This is a genomic window from Nocardia sp. NPDC056000, from assembly GCF_042269265.1.
In the GTDB taxonomy this organism is placed as follows: Bacteria; Actinomycetota; Actinomycetes; order Mycobacteriales; family Mycobacteriaceae; genus Nocardia.
This window is the reverse complement of sequence record NZ_JBHJXS010000016.1, coordinates 73,692-85,993: the sequence shown is the minus strand read 5'-3', so window position 1 is coordinate 85,993 and position 12,302 is coordinate 73,692. Positions and strand designations below refer to the sequence as shown.

Sequence of the window (12,302 nt, the reverse complement as noted above, 5' to 3'; positions counted from 1 at the left end):
TGAACCCCGATTCCGGCCCTCCCGGAGGTGCGGATCGCCTGCCCTCCGGATCGATCGCCGGTGTGGCGTCGATCGCTCACCCGCCGAACGTGTCCGGCGCCTGCCCAGTCGTGGCGGGTCCGAACGCGCGTGAAACGTCGTACCCTCCCGCTACTGTCGTAGGTGAGTGGTTCGAGTGCTGTGCGGGTGCGGTGAAAGGTGACGGGGCGCAATGAATTCCGGATTTATCGCGGTAGCACTGCCGATCGCGCTGGGCGTGATCATGTTCGGCCTGGGCCTGTCCCTCACCCCCGCGGACTTCACCCGCGTCGCGCAGCAGCCGAAAGCGGTGCTGATCGCCCTCGTCTGCCAGATGGTGGTGCTACCGCTGGTGGCGTTCGGCCTGGTGACACTGTTCGGGCTGGAACCACTGGCGGCCATCGGCGTCATGCTGCTGGCCGCCTCCCCGGGAGGCGCGACCGCGAACCTCTTCAGCCATTTGTTCGGCGGTGACGTCGCCCTGAATGTCTCCCTGACAGCGGTGAATTCGGTCATCTCGGTGCTCACGGTCCCGCTCATCACCAACGCGGCCATCGACCATTTCGGTCCCGAGGATGGAACGGGCTCCCTGGGCGTGCAATTCGGAAAGGCCGTACAGGTATTCGCGATAGTGCTGATCCCCGTGGCGATCGGCATGACGGTGCGAGCGCTACGCCCCCTGTTCGCCAACCGAATGGATCGCCCGGTCCGCATCGCATCGGCGATCATCCTGGTGTTCGTCGTAATCGGTGCGGTGGCATCGGATCGCTCCGGCATGGACGGCGACCTCCCCAAAATCGGCCTCGTCGTAGCCCTCCTATGCGCGATAAGCCTCACCGTCGGATACTGGCTCCCACGCCTGCTCGGCGTCCCGGAACGCCAAGCCATCGCCTCCTCGATGGAAATCGGCGTCCACAACAGCGCCATCGCCATCACCATTGCCATCAGCGTCCTGGACAGCACCGAAATAGCCGTCCCCGCAGCCCTATACGCGGTGGTCATGTCCCCCTTCGCCGCCGCCTTCGGCTGGCTCATCAGCCGATCCCTGCGTCGCGCCGGCACGGCCGTCGCGACCGAACCCTCGCGGTTGTGAGATGGTTCAGCGGACCAGGCGAGCGATGTCCTCGATGTTCCCGCGCGGACCGGTGACGCTGCCTTCGTCGTAGTTGTTCCAGCGGAACCTGAGGACGGTGCGGCCGTTCTTCAGGTGAATGCGGCCGTAGTCGATCCAGGCGTCGGGGCCGGTGTACTCGTAGACGCGGTGCCAGCCGTCGGCACGGTGCAGGTCGAGGATTTCGTTGAAGCGCGCGGTGGATATGTTCTTCTCCACGGGGAATCCGCGCAGGCGCTCGTGGATATCGGCCAGGTGGGCGTAGAGCATGTTGCCGATCATGTTCCCCACGGTAGCCGGGCGGAATTCCGCAAGGGGCTTTCCACATCGTGGAAAAATTCGGGGGTTCAGAATCGGTCTGATCTGAAACGTTCAGTGGGAACGGTTGGGCGTCTTACGGTTTCGGGCACCTACTCTCCCGTGAGGAACGTGTCCGATGACTCTGCAATTGGACCCGCCTGGATTGGCGGTGGCGGTCGCTTCCGACCCTCGCCCGGCTGTTGTGCCCGAGGCTGCACCATTCGATACGACGGAATCTCGGGCGCGGGTGATCACGCGCAGGTTGGTGTCGGTGGCTCGGAAGTCTTCCGGGTTGGTGCTGGTACTCGTGCTGTGGCAGTTGGGGGCTCGGGGGTGGCTGGGGGCCACCACGCCCGCGCCCACGGAGGTGATCGAGGCTGGGCGGGAGCTGATTGTCTCTGGGGAGTTGTGGGAGCATTTGGCGGCTTCGTCGCGGCGGGTGGCGGTGGGGTTGTCGATCGGGATCGTGATCGGGCTGGTGTTGGGGGCGGCGGCCGGGTTGTTCCGCATAGCGGAAGATCTGGTGAACGGGCCGCTGCAGGCGATGCGGATGTTGCCGACGCTGGCGCTCGTGCCGGTGTTCATCATCTGGTTCGGGATCGGGGATGAGTTCAAGATCGCGCTGATCATCGTCGCGCCGATCTTTCCCATCTACTTGAACGTGCTGGCCGGTATTCGAGGGGTTGACACCCGCCTGGTCGAGGCGGCGGAATCGCTGGGGCTCAACCGGTTACAGCTGACCTCGAAGATCATCCTGCCGGGCGCGCTGCCGCAGATCCTGGTCGGGCTGCGGCAGGCGCTGGGACTGGGCTGGCTCACACTCGTCGTCGCCGAGATGCAGACCACGCCGGTGGGTCTCGGATTCCTGATGAACGACGCCAAGGAGTTCCTGCGCACCGATCAGATCTTCCTGGTGCTGGTGATCTACGCCGTGCTGGGCCTGCTCACCGATCTGTTCGTGCGGGCGCTCGAGCGCCGATTCCTTTCCTGGCGAACCGGATTCGAGGGAGCGTAGATGACCACCACCATTGCGAGCGCGGTACGCATTCGCGGCGCGCGCCGGGTTTTCGCCGGGCGCACCGTGCTCAGCGGCGTCGATCTGGATATCGCGCCGGGGGAGTTCGTGGCGCTGCTCGGCGCGAGCGGATCCGGTAAGAGCACCCTGCTGCGCGGACTCGGCGGGCTCGATAGGGGATTCACCGGACAATTCGAGGCCCCGGCATCGAAAGCCATTGTGTTTCAGGAACATCGACTGATCCCGTGGATGTCGGTGTGGCGCAATGTCGTTCTCGGCGTCGACCGCGCCACCAAGGCGCAGGCCATTGCCGCGCTGGAGGAGGTCGGCCTGGCGGCCAAGGCCGATGTCTGGCCCGCCACTCTCTCCGGCGGTGAGGCACAGCGCGTCGCCCTCGCCCGGGCGCTCGTCCGCAATCCCGAATTGCTGCTGCTGGACGAACCTTTCGGCGCACTCGACGCGCTGACCCGCCTCAAAGCACAGGCGCTCGTCGCGCGCCTGTGGACCCAGCACCGGCAGGCGGTGCTCCTGGTCACCCACGATGTGGAGGAGGCCCTGCTGCTGGCCGATCGCGCCCTCGTCCTGCGCGACGGGCGGATCGCCGAATCCTTCGACATCACCGTGCCGCGCCCGCGTTCGGTGCTCGACCCCACCTTCTCCGACCTCCGCCGCCGCTTGCTGCTCGCACTCGGCGTCGACCCCGAAGCACCGACAGGAGCCGACCATGAGTGAAACCTGGCAGTTGAGTACCGATGTGCTGGTCATCGGCGGCGGACCCGCCGCCTGCTGGGCCGCCATCCACGCCCGCGAGGCCGGCGCGGAGGTGACGCTGGTGGACAAGGGCTACTGCGGAACCAGCGGCGCCACAGCGCCTTCCGGCACCGGCGTCTGGTACGTGGCTCCCGAGGCGACCGCCCGCGCCAATGCCAAGGCCAGCCGCGAAACGCTCGGCGGGCACCTGGCCGACCACTACTGGATGGATCGGGTGCTGGATCAGACCTACGCGAATATGAACCGCCTCGCGGTCGAGGGCCGCTACCCGTTCCCGGTGAACGAGAGCACCGGCGAACAGATGCGCACCGGTGTGCAGGGCCCGGAATACATGCGCCGCATGCGCGCCTGGGTGAAGCGCGCCGGGGTCACCATCCTGGATCATTCACCGGCACTGGAACTTCTGGTCGATGCCGACGGCGTGGTGCGTGGTGCGGCGGGCTATCAGCGGCAGGCCGACCGCGACTACCGCATCGCGGCGGGCGCGGTGGTGCTGGCCAGCGGCGGCTGTGCGTTCCTGTCCCGGGCGTTGGGGACCAATGTGAACACCGGCGACGGCGCGCTCATGGCCGCCGAGGTGGGTGCGCGGTTCTCCGGTATGGAGTTCTCCAACGCGTACGCCATCGTGCCCAAGGGCTCGACCATCACCAAGACCGCCTACTACGGCTACGCCACCTTCTTCCACGAGGATGGCCGCGTGGTCGAGGGTGCGGGCTCCACCAAGGGTCGTTCGGTGATCGCGCGAACCCTGCTGTCGGAGAAGGTGTTCGCGCAGCTGGATCGCGCCGACGCCACCGTGCAGGCGCAGATGCGACTCGGTCAGCCGAACTTCTTCCTGCAGTTCGATCGCCGCGGCATCGACCCGTTCAAGGATCGATTCGAGGTGGATCTGCTCGCCGAGGGCACCGTGCGCGGTACCGGCGGCATCGATATCGTCGATGACAACTGCGCCACAACGGTTCCCGGTCTGTACGCGGCCGGTGACGCGGCCACCCGCGAGCGCATCTGCGGCGGCTTCACCGGTGGCGGCAGCCATAATTCGGCCTGGGCCATGTCCTCGGGCAGCTGGGCGGGCCGGGGCGCGGCGGAGTTCGCACGCGATTCGCGTCCCGATCACGCCGCGTTGCGCGGGGCCGGACAGGTCGGATTGCGCCCTGACACTTCGGAATCCGTGTCCGCCGAAGAAGTCGTGGCGGCCGCGCAGGCGGAGCTGATCCCGTTCGAGAAGAACCTGATGCGGCACGGCGATCGCATCACCCCCGCGCTGGCGGAACTCGATTCGCTGTGGGAGCGCGCCGAGCGCGGTCTGGGCGGGGATGCCACCGGTGATGAGCGGGTACGCGCCCGACAGGCCGCCGCCATCACCGCGGTGGGTCGCCTCATGTATCGATCGGCGTTGTCCCGCACCGAGACTCGCGGCATGAGCAAGCGCGCCGATCATCCCGATCTCGATCCGGCGCAGCACCATCACATTCTCTCGGGTGGTCTGCACGAGGTCTGGACCGCCACCTCGGCGGCTCCCGGACAGCAGCCCGTCGGCGCGAGTGCGGCGGTGGCCTGATGATCGAACTGGTCCGCGCCCAGGATTGCATCGGCTGCGATAAGTGCGTCGATGTCTGCCCGACCAATGTCTTCGATCGCACCGAGAGCGGAATCCCGCTCATCGCAAGGCAATCGGACTGCCAGACCTGCTTCATGTGCGAGGCGTACTGCCCGACCGACGCCCTCTACGTATCGCCCGATGTGACCCCGCTGCCCGACCTCACGGCGATTCCCGAGGAACACGTCGGCCGCTACCGCCGCGAGATCGGCTGGGGTCAGGGCCGCAAGCCCGGCAGCCTGGTCGCGATCGGCCCGCGCCTGCCCCACGGTGCTCCACCGCCGCGCCTGTCCGAACTGACAGCGCTGCATTCCGAACCCTGATCTTCACGAAAGTTCTTCATGCGCATCCTGAGAAAGCTCGTTCCCGCCGCCGTGGCCGCACTCGCACTGGTGCTGTCCGGCTGCGGTTCGGGCGCCGATAGTTCGGCCACCCGCACCGAGATCAAAACCCTCCGCATCGGCGTCATCGGCAGCGGCAACGTGCTGACCGGAACCCTCGGTTTCGCACACCAGCGCGGCGTGGTGCTGCCCGCGCTGAAACCCCTCGGCGTGGACAATATCGAGGTCTACAGCTTCCCCAACGGCCCGGACCTGAACCAGGCACTGGTCGGCGGACGGCTCGATGTGGCGAGCTACGGCGACACCCCCGCCCTGGTGGCGCGCGGCAGCGGCCTGAAAACCCGGCTGCTGGGCATCAATTCGGTGAACTACAACGCCGGTGTGGTCGCCAAGGATCCGGCCATCCGCACGCTGAAGGATCTGGCGGGCAAGAAGGTCGGCGTCCAACTCGGTTCCTACATCGACCGCTACCTTCAGGGCGCACTCCAGGCCGAAGGCATCTCCGCGCAGCTGATCCACCTGCTCGCCACCGATGCCGAGGCTCCCCTCAACGGCGGTGACGTCGCGGCGGTGGCGCTGCCGGACGTGAACCCGTCCGCATCGCTACAGGCGTTCCTGGCCAAGGGATTCCACCTGGTGGACTCGGTCCGCGACAACCATCCGACCCTGGCGGGTACCAGCTCCGCCGTGAGCAGCCAGGACTTCCTGGACACCCACAAGGACTTCGGCCCCGCCTGGCAGCAAATCCTCAACGACGCCAACAAATTCGCCCGCGACCACTTCACCGACTACGTGAACTACGAAGTCACCCAATCCAAAGCCCCCGAAGCCGTAGTCCGCGCCACCGCCCGCCTCGAATCCATCCCCGAAGACCTCTTCTCCCCCCAAGGCATCACCCTCCTCACCGGCACCAAGCAATTCCTGGTGGACCAGAAGAAAATCCGCGAAGACTTCTCCCTCGACGACTGGTTCTACCGCGACCGCCCAAAGGCCAGTTGACCGCCTGCCGATCGAACCTCCCGATACCGCCCGCACGGGCTAGCATCGGGAGGTCTTTCGGCGCGAGGGGGCTGGCGTAATGGTCGAATGCAAGCGGGTTGTCGTGATCGGGGCCGGAATATCGGGTCTCGTGACGGCAAAAGTGTTGCGCGAGGATGGATTCGACGTTCACGTGCTGGAACGGGAGCCCGAGATCGGCGGCGTGTGGACGCCGTCGCGCACCTATCCGGGACTGCGCACCAACAACTCTCGTGATACCTACGCCTTTGCCGATCATCCGTACGATCCGGGCGCGGACATGTTCCCGACGGCCGCCCAGGTACGCGAATACCTGGCTTCCTATGCCGCCCGCTTCGAGCTGAACCCGGTGATTCGCCTGTTGACCCGGGTGACCGAGGTGGCCCGGCACGAGTCCGGCTTCACGGTCACCGGCATCGGCCCAGACGGTCCGATCGAGCTGGCCTGCGATTTCGTGGTGGTTTGCACCGGCACCTACTCCGAACCCGAACTGCCGGATATCGCGGGCCGCGAACGCTTCGCCGGAACCGTGTTGCACTCGAGTGAGGCGACCGATCCGGCACTGTTCGCGGGCAGACGGGTCATTGTCGTCGGGGCCGGAAAATCCGCGCTGGACTGCGCCGCCTGGGCCGCCGCGCACGCGCGTGACTGCACCCTGGTGTTCCGCACCCCGCACTGGATGGCTCCGCGCTGGTTTCCCGGCCGCATCCCGGCCGACCAGGTCCTACTCGGCCGAATCGCGGAGCTGTTCATGCCCTGCCACCGGCGAAACAGGGTCGAGCGATTCCTGCACGGGCGCGGCCGCGCTCTGCCCCGGATCTTCTGGCGCACAGTCGAACTGGTCCTGCGCACGCTGCTCCGCATGCCGTCCATCCTGGTTCCGGAACAGCACCTGCCGCGCGGCCTGGAGAATGCCGGATTCACCTCGGAGTTCTATCCGATGGCGCGGGCCGGGCGAATCCGGCTGCGCCGCACCACGATCGAATCGTTCGGCCCGGACGAGGTGCGCCTGGCGGACGGCGACCGGCTGGCGGCCGATATCGTGCTGTTCGCCACCGGCTGGCGTCAGACATTACCGTTCCTCGCGGCAGACCTTGCCTCGGAACTGTTCCGGGACAGTGGATTCAGGCTCTATCGGCATATCCTTCCGCCCGCCGAACCGCGCCTGGGATTCATCGGTTACGCCTCCTCGACCGCGTGCCAGCTCACCTCGGAGGTCTCCGCGCACTGGCTGTCGCAAGTATTCGCGGACGAGTTGAAGCTGCCCACCGTCGTTGAGATGGATGCCGAGATAGCCCGGGTGGGCGCCTGGCTGGCCGAGGAGTTTCCGGCCCGCGCCCGCGGCTTCTATGTCGGCCCGCACCTGATCCACCATATCGATGATCTGCTCACCGATATGGAGGTGCCGACCCGGCGTACCCGCAACGCGCTGACCGAATACCTGGGCGACTTCACCCCCGCCCGCTATGCCGATCTGGCCGCACAGCGCAGAGCGCGGGCCGCCGCCCGATAGTCATATCCGGGTGAATGCAGATTATCCGCTACGAAACTATACTTTGCGGTATGACTGCTCTCGCGCCTGTGCGAACCGAACGTGATCTGTCGTTTCTGCTGGATCGGACCAGCCATGTGTTGCGGACGCAGATGTCGGCGGCGCTGGCGGAGATCGGGTTGACGGCGCGGATGCACTGTGTGCTGGTGCATGCGCTGGAGGAGGAGCGGACGCAGGCGCAGCTCGCGGAGTTGGGGGATATGGATAAGACCACGATGGTGGTCACCGTGGATGCGCTGGAGAAGGCGGGGCTGGCCGAGCGGCAGCCGTCGAGTACCGATCGGCGGGCGCGGATCATCGCGGTCACCCCGAAGGGGGCGAAGCTGGCCGCGCGCAGTCAGGAGATTGTGGACGGGGTGCATCGCGATGCGCTCGGGTCGCTGCCCAAGGGGGAGCGGGACGCTCTGGTGAAAGCGCTGAATCATTTGGTGGAAGGGCACCTTTCGACCACTGCCGAGGCATCCACGGCACGGCGTGCGAGGCAGTGACCAGCTGTTTCGCAAAAAGAGTCCGTTAGAGATTGTCTGCAACGGAACTATCTAGTACGGTCTCTCTTGTTGGTTCGAACAGGAGAAGATCATGACTGCGTCCAAAAATCTCGCCCTCGCGGTGCTGTCCGCCGCGACGCTGATGACCATCCTCGATGGCAGCATCGTGACCGTGGCGATGCCCGCGATTCAGCAGGATCTCGGCTTCACGCCGGCCGGGCTGAGCTGGACCGTCAACGCGTATCTGATCGCCTTCGGCGGACTGCTGCTGCTCGCGGGCCGCTTCGGTGATCTGATCGGGCGCAAGAAAATGTTCCTGACCGGCAATATCGTCTTCACCGCCGCCTCACTGCTTGCGGGTGCGGCCACCAGCCCGGCCATGTTGGTCGCGGCCCGGTTCCTACAGGGCGTCGGCAGTGCGATCGCTTCGGCGGTGGTGCTCGGCATCCTGGTGACCATGTTCACCGAGAAGGGCGAACGGGCAAGGGCCATCGGCATTTTCAGCTTCACCGGCGCGGCGGGCGCATCCATCGGTCAGGTGCTCGGCGGTGTGCTCACCGATGCGCTGAACTGGCACTGGATCTTCCTGATCAATGTGCCGATCGGCGTGCTGACCGTCGCGCTCGCCATCAAGGCGCTGCCCGCCGATCGCGGACTGGGTCTGGCCGCCGGAGCCGACGCGCTGGGCGCACTGCTGGTGACCGGTGGACTCATGCTGGGCATCTACACCGTGGTCAAGATCGAGGAGTACAGCTGGCTGTCCGCGCACACCCTGGGCCTGGGCGCTCTGTCGCTGATCCTGTTGACCGCCTTCGTGATTCGCCAGCGCACCGCCGCCACCCCGCTGCTGCCACTGCGTATCTTCCGCTCCCGCAATGTGTCCGGCGCGAATGTGGTGCAGATGCTGACCCTGTCGGCCATGTTCGCCTTCCAGATCATCGTCGCGCTGTACATGCAGCGGGTGCTCGGCTACAGCGCGCTGCAGACCGGTCTGGCCATGCTGCCCGCCGCGGTGGCCATCGGCGGTGTGTCACTGTTCGTCTCGGCTCGCCTGATCACCCGCTTCGGTGAGCGCGCCGTGCTGATCAGCGGCCTGGTGCTGCTGCTGGCCGGAATGGCCTGGCTGACAAGGCTTCCGGTGCACGCCTCCTACGTCACCGACCTGCTGCCCATGATGGTGCTGATCGCCGGCGGCGGCCTGGTGCTGCCCGCGCTGACCAACCTGGGCATGTCCGCCGCCCGCGCCGACGATGCCGGATTGGCCTCCGGACTGTTCAACACCACCCAGCAGGTCGGCATGGCGTTCGGTGTCGCGGTGCTGTCCACCCTGGCCGCCTCGCGCACCGGGGAACGGCTCACCGCCGGGGCCACCGAGGCCGCCGCCCTGACCGACGGCTACCGCCTGGCCTTCATGATCGCCACCGGTGTGCTCGTCGCGGCCCTGGCCATCAGCGTCACCGTGCTGCGCCGCCCCGCCGCCACCGCCGCGCAGCAGGAGTTCGTCGCGGTCGCCTGATTCGACGGTGTGCGAAAACACCTCGGGCCCAGCGGATCACCGCTGGGCCCGAGTCGTGTGCCTGGGGATCGTATCGATCTCAGGCCGTCGGTGCGGAAATCCGCAGTGCGGCAACGAGTTCGCGGTACAGCTCATCGTTCGCGTACAACTCGCGGTGGGTTCCCGCCGCGCGCAGCGCACCATCCTCCAGCACCCAGATGGTGTCCGCGTCGATCACGGTGGAGAGCCGGTGCGCGATGGTCACCACCGCGCTGTCGCGGGCGATATCGCGAATGATCTCCTGCACCGCCGCCTCGGTGCGCCCGTCCAACTGTGCGGTGGCCTCGTCCAGCAGCAGTATCTCGGGTCGCCGCACGATCGCCCGGGCCAGTGCGATGCGCTGGCGCTGACCACCGGAAAGGCTGGTCTGCGCGACCGGCTCGTCCAGTCCGCCCGGCAGGCGGTGCACGGTCTCGGCCAGCCCGACCGCGTACAGCGCCGCCCACGCCTCGGTATCGGTCGCATCCGGGTGGCGATACAGCACATTGTCGCGAATGGTGCCGGTCAGCAGCGGCGTCTCCTGTTCGACATAGCCAATGCGAGCGCGCACCGAATCGATGCGCAGATCGGCATAGTCCTTGCCGTCCAGGGTGATTCGGCCGCCATCGAGATCGTGAAATCGCAGTATGAGCGAGAACAGCGTGGTCTTGCCCGCGCCCGAAGGTCCGACGATGGCGGTATGCCCGCGGCGCGGGATGACTGCCGACAGCTGGTCGATCGCGGGTCGATCGGCGCCCGAATAGCTGGCCGAAACATCCTCGAAGGTAAGCACATTCGGCCCGTCGGCATCGTCATCTGCCGAATGCCCGGCCGAAACATCCTCGGTGCGAATGCTTTCGGCTTCGCGCAGGCGCGCGGCGGCGGCCACACCGGACTGCAATTGCGCCAGCTGCCGGGTGATCTCGCTGACGGGTTCGACCAGTCCGAACGCGTACAGCAGGAAGGCGACCAGCGTCGAGACCGCCAGCGCGCCCTGATGCACCCGCCAGGCGCCGAAGGCCAGGATCACGATGATGGCCAACTGAATTCCGCTGCCCGCCACGGTCCAGGCAATGGCCTCCACCCGCACCGCGCGGTTGGCGTGCGCGGCCGAATCCCGGGCGTGCGCGATGACCCGGCGGCTCTCTCGTTCCTCGGAACCACTGGATTTCACCGTCCGCACCGCGCGCAGACCGCCCTCCAGCACGCCGCCGAGCCGCCCGACCGATTCCTGCGCCTGCCGCTGCGCGACCGCGATGGCGGGCATGAGCCAGCCCGCCAGCACCGCGATGACGAGCACCGCCACCAGCGTGCACAGCAGCAGCGGTACATCGAGCACCGCCATCAGAATCAGCGTGCCCACCAGCGAGATGGTGCCGTTGATCAGGTAGATCAGGCTGGACGAGGCCGCTTCGCGCAGGAGCAGCGTGTCCGAGGTGACCCGGGTGACCAGTTCACCCGGTGGCCGGAATTGCAGATCGGGCAGCACGCCCCGGAAGAACCGGCGCACCAGCGAGGCGCGCGCGTCCAGCACGATGTGCTCGGCGATCCGGCCCAGCAGCAGCCATTCGGCCAGCCCGAACCCCGCGCCCAGCACCAGCAGTCCGAGCAGCAGCGAAATCGGTTGCAGCAGTGAGCCATCGGCTCCCACCGAATCGAGAATCCATTTGGTGGCCAGGGGAGTGGCCAGCGCCGTCGCGGTATAGCCGAAGCCGAGGCAGAGTGCGAGCAGCAGCCGTCCCCGATGTGGGCGCACGAACGACCACAGCAGCATCAGATGCTGGGCGCGCCCGGTCGCGGCAAGGGTGACTTCGGTACTCTGCATACCTCTAATGGAACACAGATGTTCCATTAGAGTCAAGTTATGCTCTGTTCAGGATCGGCCTGATACCGTTCCGGATATGTCCGCCACACCCGCCGCCACCGGCACCGGAGCAGCCAGAACCGGTATCCGGGCCCGCACCCGCGCCGCCATCCTGGACGCGGCGGCCGAGGTGCTCATCACCACCCCGGCGGCCTCGCTCGGCCAGATAGCCACCGCCGCCGATGTCGGCCGCACCACCCTGCACCGCTACTTCCCGGAACGACTCGATCTGCTGCGCGCCCTCGCCCGGCACGTCACCGAGCTGAGTACCGAGGCCATCGAGCGCGCCGAACCCGGCGGCGGCACCCCGGCGGCCGCGCTGCGCCGGGTCGTGGAAGGCCAATTCGACCTCGGCCCGATCCTGCTGTTCGTCTACTCCGAACCCGCCCTCGCCGGTGACGCCGAACTCTGGGCCGAACTCGCGCAGAGCGAGAACGCGGTGGACGCCATCCTGATTCGCGTCGGCGAGACCACCGGGGCAACCCTGCCGCTGTCCTGGCAGCGCCGCACCTTCTGGGCGCTGCTCTATGCCGCGTGGGAGGCCGCCAAACAGGAGACCACCCCGCGCCACGAACTCGTCGACGCCATCATGACCACGCTGACCCGGGGCGTTTTCGCCCCCGCCGCAACCGATTAGCCCAAACCGGTTGCGGTGGGCCCCGCTTGCACAGACACTCACGAGAGAGGGGAG

12 protein-coding genes are annotated in these 12,302 nt (G+C 66.9%); 10 read left to right on the top strand and 2 right to left on the bottom strand.

What is annotated here, in order from left to right; all coding sequences use genetic code 11:
- Nucleotides 1-211 precede the first annotated feature (211 nt).
- A complete protein-coding gene (locus ACFC4D_RS38665; protein WP_376070948.1) occupies nucleotides 212-1,111 on the top strand; it encodes a bile acid:sodium symporter family protein in 900 nt (299 codons plus the stop codon).
- Nucleotides 1,112-1,117: 6 nt separating this feature from the next.
- Here the strand turns inward: ACFC4D_RS38665 and ACFC4D_RS38660 are convergent, their stop codons facing one another.
- Complete coding sequence (locus tag ACFC4D_RS38660) at nucleotides 1,118-1,411, bottom strand: hypothetical protein (protein ID WP_376070946.1); 294 nt, start codon at nucleotides 1,409-1,411, stop codon at nucleotides 1,118-1,120.
- Nucleotides 1,412-1,700: 289 nt separating this feature from the next.
- Between ACFC4D_RS38660 and ACFC4D_RS38655 the strand changes: the two genes are divergently transcribed.
- From ACFC4D_RS38655 to ACFC4D_RS38620, 8 genes are all read left to right on the top strand, one after another.
- On the top strand, nucleotides 1,701-2,444 hold the full coding sequence (locus ACFC4D_RS38655) for an ABC transporter permease (protein WP_376070943.1): 744 nt from the start codon (nucleotides 1,701-1,703) through the stop codon (nucleotides 2,442-2,444).
- Nucleotides 2,445-3,176 carry an ABC transporter ATP-binding protein gene (locus tag ACFC4D_RS38650; protein WP_376070941.1) on the top strand — a complete coding sequence of 244 codons (732 nt, stop codon included), beginning with the start codon at nucleotides 2,445-2,447 and terminating at the stop codon, nucleotides 3,174-3,176.
- Nucleotides 3,169-4,776, top strand: coding sequence for an FAD-dependent oxidoreductase (locus ACFC4D_RS38645; RefSeq protein ID WP_376070938.1), 1,608 nt, complete (start codon nucleotides 3,169-3,171; stop codon nucleotides 4,774-4,776). The genes ACFC4D_RS38650 and ACFC4D_RS38645 overlap by 8 nt, the downstream gene beginning before the upstream one ends.
- Nucleotides 4,776-5,138 carry a 4Fe-4S dicluster domain-containing protein gene (locus ACFC4D_RS38640; protein WP_376070936.1) on the top strand — a complete coding sequence of 121 codons (363 nt, stop codon included), beginning with the start codon at nucleotides 4,776-4,778 and terminating at the stop codon, nucleotides 5,136-5,138. The genes ACFC4D_RS38645 and ACFC4D_RS38640 overlap by 1 nt, the downstream gene beginning before the upstream one ends.
- 18 nt (nucleotides 5,139-5,156) lie before the next feature.
- A complete protein-coding gene (locus tag ACFC4D_RS38635) occupies nucleotides 5,157-6,155 on the top strand; it encodes an ABC transporter substrate-binding protein (protein ID WP_376070934.1) in 999 nt (332 codons plus the stop codon).
- Between the two features lie 79 nt (nucleotides 6,156-6,234).
- On the top strand, nucleotides 6,235-7,686 hold the full coding sequence (locus tag ACFC4D_RS38630; RefSeq protein WP_376070932.1) for a flavin-containing monooxygenase: 1,452 nt from the start codon (nucleotides 6,235-6,237) through the stop codon (nucleotides 7,684-7,686).
- A gap of 50 nt (nucleotides 7,687-7,736) precedes the next feature.
- Nucleotides 7,737-8,213, top strand: coding sequence for a MarR family winged helix-turn-helix transcriptional regulator (locus tag ACFC4D_RS38625; protein ID WP_375968589.1), 477 nt, complete (start codon nucleotides 7,737-7,739; stop codon nucleotides 8,211-8,213).
- A gap of 91 nt (nucleotides 8,214-8,304) precedes the next feature.
- The gene (locus ACFC4D_RS38620) at nucleotides 8,305-9,729 is read left to right on the top strand and encodes an MFS transporter (protein WP_375968588.1); all 1,425 of its coding nucleotides are present in this window, start codon (nucleotides 8,305-8,307) and stop codon (nucleotides 9,727-9,729) included.
- Between the two features lie 79 nt (nucleotides 9,730-9,808).
- Here ACFC4D_RS38620 and ACFC4D_RS38615 read toward each other — a convergent pair whose 3' ends face one another.
- On the bottom strand, nucleotides 9,809-11,572 hold the full coding sequence (locus tag ACFC4D_RS38615; RefSeq protein WP_376070930.1) for an ABC transporter ATP-binding protein: 1,764 nt from the start codon (nucleotides 11,570-11,572) through the stop codon (nucleotides 9,809-9,811).
- A 76-nt stretch (nucleotides 11,573-11,648) separates the two neighbouring features.
- Between ACFC4D_RS38615 and ACFC4D_RS38610 the strand changes: the two genes are divergently transcribed.
- The gene (locus ACFC4D_RS38610; protein ID WP_376070927.1) at nucleotides 11,649-12,248 is read left to right on the top strand and encodes a TetR/AcrR family transcriptional regulator; all 600 of its coding nucleotides are present in this window, start codon (nucleotides 11,649-11,651) and stop codon (nucleotides 12,246-12,248) included.
- Nucleotides 12,249-12,302: the final 54 nt, after the last annotated feature.